The sequence below is a fragment of the Acidithiobacillus sp. IBUN Pt1247-S3 genome (assembly GCF_041146875.1).
GTDB lineage: Bacteria > Pseudomonadota > Gammaproteobacteria > Acidithiobacillales > Acidithiobacillaceae > Igneacidithiobacillus.
This window is the reverse complement of record NZ_JBFRXP010000037.1, coordinates 1-8,941: the sequence shown is the minus strand read 5'-3', so window position 1 is coordinate 8,941 and position 8,941 is coordinate 1. Positions and strand designations below refer to the sequence as shown.

The following is an 8,941-nucleotide window of genomic DNA, read 5'->3' as shown; positions in this document are numbered from 1 at the left end:
GGAGCGCATCCGCAAGGAACAGCGTCCGTTCCTGAGTCGGTTATTGTTTGTTGCCTGCCAGTCTTAGCGTACGATTTTTTCCGTTTCGTGAGCTGACCCCATGTTGCTACAAGTTTCTGATGAGAAAACATTTTTCAAGAGCGGGGAAAGGATCGCTCGCTTGGCTGATGCGGGGAAACTCGTAACGGAAGAGAAGACGATCAGCTTTGAGGATCCTGCAGATCTTCTACAGGTGCTCACAACTGCGAGGCTCGCCCTCATGCGCGTGGTTCTAGAAAAACCGCGCTCCATCACCGATGTTGCTGAATGTCTTGGCCGTGATCGTAGCGCTGTAAAACGGGATGTCACCTTGCTTGCAGAGGCCGGACTTGTTGTTGTGGAAGATAAACCGTTGCCTGGGCATGGCCGTAAAAAGGAAGTGCGATCAGCTGCGGGCACCATCCGGTTGGAGGCTGTTTTAGCGTGACTGGTCATCTTCATTTTGATCGCCACACACAGCGTGATTTTTTTGTGGCCGATATCTTAGATGCTGCGCCCAAGGATGATCTGGCTAGTATGGAACATCCGATTTTTGCGCTGAAGTCTGGAGACAGGTGTGTCCGTGTCTACGAGCGCAAAGGGGTGACAGTTACTATTAAGCCTGGGCATGATGGGTGCGCTACGATTCATGACAAGGATATCTGGATCTACTGCATCAGCCAGCTAGTGTAGTGTTACACACTTGATGCTGTTTATTGATGAGCATGATAAAATAGCTCTATTGTGAAGGATACGATGGAGTCGAGCATTGGGGTCCCCTCAGAAAACGGAATATAAAACCCGTTAAGGGCGCGATGCTCCTGGAATCCAGCGATAGAGCGTCGGCAAGGATACCCCGAGGTGCTCCGCAACCTCTCTGCGTGGCGTGCCGTTATCCAGAAGCTTCCTGGCCGATGCCACCTTGCTCTCCGTCATCAGTCGCTTCCTTCCCGGCATACGCCCGAACTTGCGGGCGGCTTCCAAGCCAGCACGGGTACGCTCAATGGTCAGATCCCGTTCCATCTCGGCCAGACTGGCCATGACGTGAAAGAAAAACCGTCCCGATGGCGTCATAGGCAGCGGCTGCATGAGCACGTTTTAACGCCTCGGATCGGTCAGGCCGGCGCATGGCGATAGCCGTCTTTGGGGTATAGTTCGCTGCATCCACATCAAAGCGAGCGATGCCTATTTCCTTGAGGTAAGAGACGAGCGTCTCGAACTTACGGAACAATCGCACCTGCCGACTGCGTTGCGCGGCCAGTGGCCGTTCGGTGGCACCGTACTGTACTAACACGGCCCAACCGCCGCCCTGACCTACGATGTGTGCTTCCCGGACCGCTCCGGCCTCTGCCAGTCGGGATAGTGTTCCGTGGTCGATGGTTTCAGTTGCCATATCGTTACCTCACGTTCTGCGGGAGTTCCCATCCCGGACATCTGACCATGGTATGCGCAAATTATAATTGCTTGCAATTGTCGCCAAGCTGGTCAATTACAAGACACACTCCTAGCGGATGTAGTAGCGCGCAGCTTTCGCCCTCAGGCTAGGGTTGTTTACTTCGAATCTCCTGCTTGCACATCTATATAAAGTCTAGCAGCTAGATTGCAACAAGCTATCATCTTGTTGTCTTCTTTATTTTGGTGCAAGATAGCTGCTATCTATCAATCGCAGGAGGCCTTATGGCTGCAGTTGTTGCGTTCGTTTCACAGAAAGGTGGGGTTGGGAAAAGCACCTTGTCCCGCGCGCTGGCACGAGAGGCTGCCGCTGGCGGGCTGCGTGTCAAGATGGCCGACTTAGACACCCAGCAAGGCACCTCCGTTGATTGGCATCGGCAACGGCTCAATGCCAACATCGAACCCTTCGTTTCTGTTGAAGCGTTTGCCACGGCTAGACAGGCTCTAGGCGTCGCCAATGACTTTGACATCCTCATCTTGGATGGCCCAGCCCGGACCAGCCAAGCTACGCTAGAAATCGCACGAGCGGCTAATCTGGTTGTACAACCAACTGGCGCATCGCTGGACGATCTGCGGCCGGCCGTGCGAGAGTTTCATGCCCTTGTTAAAGCTGGCATTCCGTCCGTGCGCTTAGCGTTCGCCCTGAACCGCATCGGCACGGCGGCAGAAGAGATCGAAACGCGAGCCTACTTGGCTGAAGCTGGCTATGCCGTCCTGAATGGTTGCTTGCTGGAGCGGCCAGCCTATCGGCAGGCACAGAATGCCGGGCACGCTATTACCGAAACCCGCTATGCGGCTCTCAACGATCGGGCTGATACCCTGATTCAATCCCTCATCGATCGAGTGACGAACAATGGCTGACATATCTAAATTGAAGAGAAAAACCCTCGGTACCCCGCCGTCGATGGAAGAGGCAAGCACTAACCTTAACTCCCCAGAGTCCATTCCGGCGACTGCCCATGTAGTGACGACTAGCTCCGAGTTGATCCAGCGCATAGACGGGCGTTCGGCCCGACGTACCAATCGAACCCTGCAATTTGCTACCCGCGTACGTCCTGAGTGGGATGCCGATCTGCGAGAGCTAGCGCAGCGCGATGGGTTACTCCTTGTCGAGGTGTTGGAGCGCGCCTTGGAACTCTACAAAAGTCAGATAACTAGCCGATAACTTACTGCAAGGTAGCTGCTAGATATATGGGAAACAACAATCAGGACCGTAAAAATCAGCCCGTACCGCTGGGTGACGCTCTGGCAGCGTCTCTAGCCCGTCTTGGCGAAACTGTGCGCGCGCGAACTGAAGAAGACACCGGACAAATGACGTTGTTACCAGGTGACGGCGTATCCGTTGGCCAAGACGCTGACGAGGGTGTTGGGGCATTCGTGAGCGATGCCGTGGGCGCAATCAGTACGATCAACGATTCTGGCATATCGACCGAAGATCTCGCACGCCACGGCCTAGATGATCTGCGCGACATACACCGTCTGCTATCCGAGCGGATGGTGGCCATTCATCATGAGTTGGCACAGGTTGTCCGGTTAGGCAATCGCGAAAGCTCTGAGGCCAGCGCCCTGCATGAGCAGCTGGCCACGCTGCAGGCTCAGCGCGATCAGCTCAATGTTCTCATTGAGGATCAGGTCAAGGCGCGCAGAGCAGAGCCGCATGCCAAGGTTCGAGTGACCCGGACGGAAGCGCCTGGCCAAGGGCGTAGTGGGTTGATCAAGGTTCGCCATCCGAACCGTGATTTCTTTCTGGCGGATCTCTTCGATTATGCCTTGAAGGATGATGGTGCAAGCATGGAAGCACCGATCTTTACCCTGGCAACCAAGCCTGATTTGAGCATTTGGGAATGGCGCAGCAAGGACGGTAACAAATCGGTGAAAGTTACGCCGTCCGTGCTCGGTCGCGCCACGATGCACGACAAGGACGTGCTGATCTATGTCTGCTCACAGATGGTTGAGGGACTCAACCGGGGGCGCGATGATGCGAAAAACCGCACGATCCGGTTTGTTGTCTATGACTTGCTTGTTGCGACGAACCGCGACACTAGCGGGCATGGATATAAGTTGCTGCATGAGACATTCGAGCGTCTACGCGGCACGTCAATTACAACCGACATCAGAACCGGCGGTCAACGTGTTCGGGAGGGATTTGGCATCATCGACCGCTGGAAGATTATCGAAAAATCGCGGGATGATGAGCGTATGATTGCCGTGGAGATCACGTTATCCGAATGGCTCTACAACGCCGTTCACGCGATGGAAGTCCTCACCATCCACCCGAACTATTTCCGTCTACGCCGGCCGTTGGCGCGGCGGCTCTACGAGCTGGCCCGTAAACATTGTGGCCATCAGGCTCAATGGAAGATCAGCCTGGAACTCCTACAAACCAAGTCAGGCAGCAAATCAACCCTCAAGGAGTTCCGACGGATGGTCCGCGCCATTGAAACCGAAAACAGTTTGCCAGAGTACCGGCTAGTCCTTAGCGAGGACGACACCGTCACGTTCCACAGCAAAGACGCCAAGCGGCTGGCCCGTGCCATTGGCCAGACATGAGTGATCAGATGTGCACACGTGACCGGTTCGTGTTTTCACCCACCAGATGGGCCGATCCTGTGGATAGACACGTGTTTTCACCCACCATTCCTGTGGATAGACACGTGTTTTCACCCACCGCACATTCGTGTTTTCACCCACCGGACCACGGCGCAAAGCCAATAACGACGGGGCTTTCCAAAACCGTAACGCGCGCGCGCGTTTTTTAACTTTAATATTTTAACGCTACATAGACCCCTATCCCCTGTGGATAACTTCAGCACGCACGGCTACTGACCACAAACCACGACATTTCACACACCGAAGCATGAAACATAAGGAGCGCCCGCTTGCCGCCTGCGGCGCCGGGCGCATGGCATACAGCGGCGGGCCCCTGCTGGTCCCCCTGTCCTCGGTCGCTGCGCCCCCGCCTTCGGCGGCTCCCCTTCTTGGTCTGGCAAGAGAGAGTGGGGCTGGTGGCTGCTTGACTGTTACGCAGTAATGGTTTACACTTTTTGTTACTGCGTAACTGAGGAGACGAGGGTATGGCAACGAACGCGGAGCGGCAGGCGAGCTACCGAAAACAGCGGACTTTTGCGAATAGCGGGGACGGCGAAGCGAGGTTAAACACGTGGATCTCGAACCAAGCGCGCTTTGCGCTTGAGCGTCTATCGTCTCATTACGGCGTAACGAAAAAGGAAATGCTAGAGCGATTGCTCATCGAGGCTGACGAAACCGAGCAGCGGGCACGCTACGACGACGAAGCGTTCCAGGAATATCTGTTACGCAGTAATAAAAAGCTTCCCAAGAGGCGACCTGTCTGAACATTCCGCCACCGGCCCGGCCTCAGTCGGGCCAGCAAGGGGCCATATTTGCCCTCTGCGCGATTCCAGCCCCTTGAGTGACTAAAAACCATTGCTCGGCACTCAGCGTGCCGTATACGCCCAAAACAGAGCTTTTGCTCAGGCCGCGCAGCGCGGAGTGCCTAAACCGATACGCAGTAACGTGGTGGCAGGGACGTGTAAAGATACAGCGACTTCTGCTTCCTTTTTCTCAGAACCGGGCGCAAAATGATGAACACGTTTAATCTGTTTAGCGCGAGGTTGCTATGATTGGAGTTCGTCTGTCCAGCGACATTGAGAAGCGTCTGGATGCGTTGGCAAAAGCGACAGGCCGCACGAAGACTTATTATGTCCGCGAGGCTATTTTGGAGCATCTAGATGATATGGAAGACACGTATTTGGCCAAAGCCACCTTGGAGCGTGTCCGGCGCGGGTCTGAGCGCGTATTAAGCAGCGAGGAATTCTGGCGTGGTCTGGAGGATTGAGTACGCGGAGTCTGTTCAGAAAGACGTGCGGAAGCTTGATGCACCAGAGCGTAAACGGATCCGAGATTTTATCGAGGTGAAAGTAGCCAATCTGGAGGAGCCCCGCAGCTTGGGTAAACCGCTTGCAGGAGGCATCAGCGGTCTCTGGCGTTACCGAGTAGGAAACTACCGTATTATTGCGAGTATTGAGGATCGTGATATACGCATTCTTGTCGTAAAAATCGCCCACCGGAAAGAGGTTTATCGTCAGTGAGTGGTCATGGCGCGATTGCGCGGGATGTTGTCGTCGGAGTAGCAGCGTCCATCGTTGAGTCCTTTGGTTTGGTTTTTTTGGCCTTCTCGGTTTCCCGTCTGGTGATTTCCGCGTCGCCCGCCTGTTTCCATTGCGCCGCCTTCTCGGGGGTCCCCTCGGCGCTCCTGGCCAAGGCCAGCAATCCGCCCAGGAGGGTTCCCCGGTCCATTTGCAGGAGACCCGCGATCTCCACCAGTATTCCCGTTTGAATGAGCGCGTAGTTCCGTGCTTTGCGTGCGGCTTTTTTTGCGTCTCTGTCTTGCTCCATACGTAGCTTTTTGAGTTGCGCATCGGCGGTCTTGACCTTCTCCAGCGCCACCCGCTTTTGCTCTGCAAGGCGGGCCATGCGTTCTTCGGCAGTTCTTGCCATACGGTCACCCCCATGATTCCCCTATTGCCCACATACTAGATGATGTGCCATGCTCAAACAAGCGAGGCGTCATGCCCTATGCTGCAAAGCAGGCGCGCTTAATCATGTCCTTTCGGACATGAGCGCGGCATGGGAAACCCCTGCACCCCGGAGAGCGTATGGCGATCTATCACCTGCACGTCAGCAGCGGCAGCAAGAGCAGTGGCAAAGGCGCCGGTGGGAAGGCGCGCTATCTGCTGCGGGAAGGGCCGTATGCAAAAGAAGTTCGGCGGATAGCAGACGGAAGCGCCGTGCGGGAGGTGGTCACCGACAAACGCGCAGAGCTCGTCCATGCCGAGTCCGGCAATATGCCATCATGGGCCGCAGCGGACCCGGCCCGCTTCTGGGACGCGAGTGACGCCCATGAACGGGCGAACGGCTGCATCTACAGAGAGGTCGAGGCAGCCCTTCCTGAAGAGTTGTCCCCAGAGCAGCAAATAGCGCTGGCGCGGGCCTTTGCTCAGGAAGTCGCCACGGTGGATGGCGGGGTCACGCCGTACACGCTGGCGATACACCAGCAGGACGCCGCCCACCCCGAGCATCGGCACGTCCATATCCTGCTATCTGACCGCATCATGGACGGCGTGGAGCGTGATGCCGAGACGCTGTTCAGACAGCCCAATGCCAAGGTGCCCGGAGCGCGAAAGACCCGCGAGCGCCTACCGATACCCGCCCACAAGGACGTTGATGACCAGGTGGTGTCCGCATCCACCTGGACCGACCGGGTGCGTCCCTTATGGGAACGACTGGCCAACGACTCGCTGGAGCAGGCGGGCGTGGATGCCCGGATCGACCATCGCACGCTGGAAGCGCAACGCGAAGAATATCTGGATATGGCCGCCACGGTGGAGGAAGAAGATCCGATCTGGGTGCGGCAGTTCGCGGATAAAGCTGACGCCCTCGACCGTCCTCCGGAGCCGAAGAAAGGGCGGGTGCTGACCCATGCCGGGTCAGAGCAGGCCCCGGAGCGGGCGGCAATGGTGGTGGATTTCGAGGCGGCCAAGGCCGAGCGCCAGGCCGTCATTGAAGCCCGGCGGCGCGCCCAGGCCGAGTTGCAGGCAGCGCAGGAAGCAGAGCGGCGGGAATGCATCGAGCATGCGCGGGAGCGCCAGTCTGCCGAAGTCGCCAAGGAGGCCCGCCAGAGTGGGTTGTTGGCATTGGCCGAGCAGTTGCGGACCCAAACCGACCTGGATGTGGGGCAGGCCTACCGCCAAGCCGGATATGAACAGGTCGAGCGCCGCGTTCCCGATGGTCAGGGGGGAGAGTACGGTCGCCGGATCTGGGTTTACCCGCCGAACGATCTGCCGGAAGCGCAGGCGACGGTCAAAGCCGCGCTGCAGGAGCGGCGGGAGGCGAATGACGTCAATGCCGCACAGCGCTCCTGGCGTGGCACGGAACCGTGGGCACCCATGGTAGCGGACGCTGTAGCGGTGCGGGGGAAGAAAAAAACGCCGTGGCGGGAGTGGCGCGAAAAAACGCTGGCAGAGCGCTATGGGGCGGCAACCGCAGAGCGAGCCGTTGAGCAGGATTGGTATATTCGGATGCGTCCTGACCTGGGCGGGCTGAATATCAGGGATAATCAGGGCAGGGAGGTCATCGATACGGGCGAGGTAGTAAAAGCGGAGAATCCACGGGGGATAAACGATATTCCGTTGATGCTGGAGTTGGCGAAAGCCAAGGGCTGGTCTGAGTTGATGATCGAGGGGGCGGACGATTTTCGGTTGGCGGCGGCGTCAGCCGCGTTGCAAGCGGGGTTCAGTGTCTCTGATAAAGTGCTTGAGAAAAGTGCCAGGCAACGGATCGATGCGGAGCGGCAAGCCGCGAACCGGCAGCGTCAGCAGGAACTTTTACGAAAGAAGCAGCCGACCCAAGGCACGGCCCGCAGCAAGGGTCCCGGTGACGACTGGGGACTTGGATGATGATGTGTCCAATAACTCAACTCTGGGACGCTTTGCACCTTGGCTGATGGGAAAGACGTGCTGTGTGTGGGGGTATCCGAAGCTGGGGACATACGGGAAGCCTGAGGGTCAGGCAGACCTGATGATTCTGCGGTAAGGCGATATGCTGTGCTATAATAGCATTATGTATTACGTATAAAAGAGGGTGTCATGCACAAGAAAATGACTATATCCCTGGATGAAAGCGTGTACGACGGGCTGTACCGGACAGTCGGCAGGCGGCACATGAGCCAGTACATCGAGGACTTGCTCCGGCCGCATGTGCTGGATACGGTGCTGGACGAGGGCTATCAGGCGATGGCGGCGGATCAAGAGCGCGAGGCGGAAGCGCTGGTGTGGTGCAACGCCCTTGGGGCGGACATGGCCGATGAAGCGCGGTGAAGTCTGGTGGGTGGAGTTTGATCCGTCCGTCGGGAGCGAGATACGCAAAACCCGGCCCGCCGTCATCGTCAGTAATGACGCGGCCAACCGGAATCTGGCGCGGGTGGTCGTGGTGCCGCTTACCAGCAACACAGGCCGCCAATATCCGGGGGAGGCGTTGGTCACGCTTTCCGGTAAGCCGGGCAAGGCGATGGCGGATCAGATCATGGCTGCGGACAAGAGCCGACTCAAAAGCCCGATGGGGAGTTTGAACAAGGCGGATATGACCGCCGTGGAAACCGCCATTCTGATCCATCTGGGGATGCCCAGGTGAAGAAGATCTGTGTCTAAAAACTCATCTCTGAGATGGTTTGTCCGAAAACCTGCTGCCCGCGGCCCCTGGTAATGCTGGCCGCTCAGGTCGCGGCAGACGTGTCCATCAAACGGTCGGTTACGGGAAGGCCGCTCACTGATTTTTTATACCTATCTCACCATTAACAGGCTGCTGAAAAAGTCCGTGGTATAATTGCCGGAACAGGGCACGGAGGGATTCGATCATGCGTGGAGCCAAGGTAGAGATGGGTGCGATGTTCAGT

The 8,941-nt window shown here is 57.2% G+C and carries 13 protein-coding genes and 1 pseudogene; 11 read left to right on the top strand and 3 right to left on the bottom strand.

The genetic code is table 11. The annotated features are described in order from the left end of the window. Window positions 1-100: 100 nt before the first annotated feature. Together AB4090_RS14495 and AB4090_RS14490 are read left to right on the top strand one after the other, a co-directional pair. Complete coding sequence (locus AB4090_RS14495; protein WP_369574594.1) at window positions 101-466, top strand: MarR family transcriptional regulator; 366 nt, start codon at window positions 101-103, stop codon at window positions 464-466. Then, a complete protein-coding gene (locus tag AB4090_RS14490; RefSeq protein WP_369574593.1) occupies window positions 463-711 on the top strand; it encodes a replication initiator protein A in 249 nt (82 codons plus the stop codon). Before AB4090_RS14495 ends, AB4090_RS14490 begins: the two co-directional genes overlap by 4 nt. A 111-nt stretch (window positions 712-822) precedes the next feature. Here the strand turns inward: AB4090_RS14490 and AB4090_RS14485 are convergent. Both AB4090_RS14485 and AB4090_RS14480 read right to left on the bottom strand, forming a co-directional pair. Next, a pseudogene (locus AB4090_RS14485) lies at window positions 823-1,089 on the bottom strand (helix-turn-helix domain-containing protein); the annotation flags it as partial. Beyond that, window positions 1,019-1,411, bottom strand: a complete 393-nt coding sequence (locus tag AB4090_RS14480; RefSeq protein ID WP_369574595.1) for a hypothetical protein — start codon at window positions 1,409-1,411, stop codon at window positions 1,019-1,021. The pseudogene AB4090_RS14485 and the gene AB4090_RS14480, both read right to left, overlap by 71 nt. A 284-nt stretch (window positions 1,412-1,695) precedes the next feature. Between AB4090_RS14480 and AB4090_RS14475 the strand changes: the two genes are divergently transcribed. The 6 genes from AB4090_RS14475 to AB4090_RS14450 all read left to right on the top strand — a co-directional run bounded on the left by AB4090_RS14475 (window position 1,696) and on the right by AB4090_RS14450 (window position 5,579). Then, window positions 1,696-2,331 carry an AAA family ATPase gene (locus AB4090_RS14475; protein ID WP_369574592.1) on the top strand — a complete coding sequence of 212 codons (636 nt, stop codon included), beginning with the start codon at window positions 1,696-1,698 and terminating at the stop codon, window positions 2,329-2,331. Between the two features lie 10 nt (window positions 2,332-2,341). Next, window positions 2,342-2,635: a hypothetical protein gene (locus AB4090_RS14470; protein ID WP_369574591.1), complete on the top strand. Its 294-nt coding sequence runs from the start codon at window positions 2,342-2,344 to the stop codon at window positions 2,633-2,635. Between the two features lie 26 nt (window positions 2,636-2,661). Then, a complete protein-coding gene (locus AB4090_RS14465; RefSeq protein WP_369574590.1) occupies window positions 2,662-4,020 on the top strand; it encodes a replication initiator protein A in 1,359 nt (452 codons plus the stop codon). Between the two features lie 524 nt (window positions 4,021-4,544). After that, a complete protein-coding gene (locus tag AB4090_RS14460) occupies window positions 4,545-4,823 on the top strand; it encodes a hypothetical protein (RefSeq protein ID WP_369574589.1) in 279 nt (92 codons plus the stop codon). 284 nt (window positions 4,824-5,107) lie between these two features. Continuing rightward, the gene (locus AB4090_RS14455) at window positions 5,108-5,326 is read left to right on the top strand and encodes a DUF6290 family protein (protein WP_369574588.1); all 219 of its coding nucleotides are present in this window, start codon (window positions 5,108-5,110) and stop codon (window positions 5,324-5,326) included. Continuing rightward, window positions 5,310-5,579, top strand: a complete 270-nt coding sequence (locus tag AB4090_RS14450) for a type II toxin-antitoxin system RelE/ParE family toxin (RefSeq protein ID WP_369574587.1) — start codon at window positions 5,310-5,312, stop codon at window positions 5,577-5,579. The genes AB4090_RS14455 and AB4090_RS14450 overlap by 17 nt, the downstream gene beginning before the upstream one ends. A 4-nt stretch (window positions 5,580-5,583) precedes the next feature. Here AB4090_RS14450 and traD read toward each other — a convergent pair whose 3' ends face one another. After that, window positions 5,584-5,988: a conjugal transfer protein TraD gene (gene traD / locus AB4090_RS14445; RefSeq protein ID WP_369574586.1), complete on the bottom strand. Its 405-nt coding sequence runs from the start codon at window positions 5,986-5,988 to the stop codon at window positions 5,584-5,586. A 158-nt stretch (window positions 5,989-6,146) separates the two neighbouring features. On the opposite strand from traD, the gene AB4090_RS14440 reads away from it, so the two are divergent. The 3 genes from AB4090_RS14440 (at window position 6,147) to AB4090_RS14430 (ending at window position 8,679) form a co-directional block, all read left to right on the top strand. Further along, window positions 6,147-7,946: a MobA/MobL family protein gene (locus AB4090_RS14440; RefSeq protein WP_369574585.1), complete on the top strand. Its 1,800-nt coding sequence runs from the start codon at window positions 6,147-6,149 to the stop codon at window positions 7,944-7,946. Between the two features lie 189 nt (window positions 7,947-8,135). Further along, a complete protein-coding gene (locus AB4090_RS14435) occupies window positions 8,136-8,366 on the top strand; it encodes an addiction module antitoxin (RefSeq protein WP_369574584.1) in 231 nt (76 codons plus the stop codon). Beyond that, window positions 8,353-8,679 carry a type II toxin-antitoxin system PemK/MazF family toxin gene (locus AB4090_RS14430; RefSeq protein ID WP_369574583.1) on the top strand — a complete coding sequence of 109 codons (327 nt, stop codon included), beginning with the start codon at window positions 8,353-8,355 and terminating at the stop codon, window positions 8,677-8,679. Before AB4090_RS14435 ends, AB4090_RS14430 begins: the two co-directional genes overlap by 14 nt. Window positions 8,680-8,941: the final 262 nt, after the last annotated feature.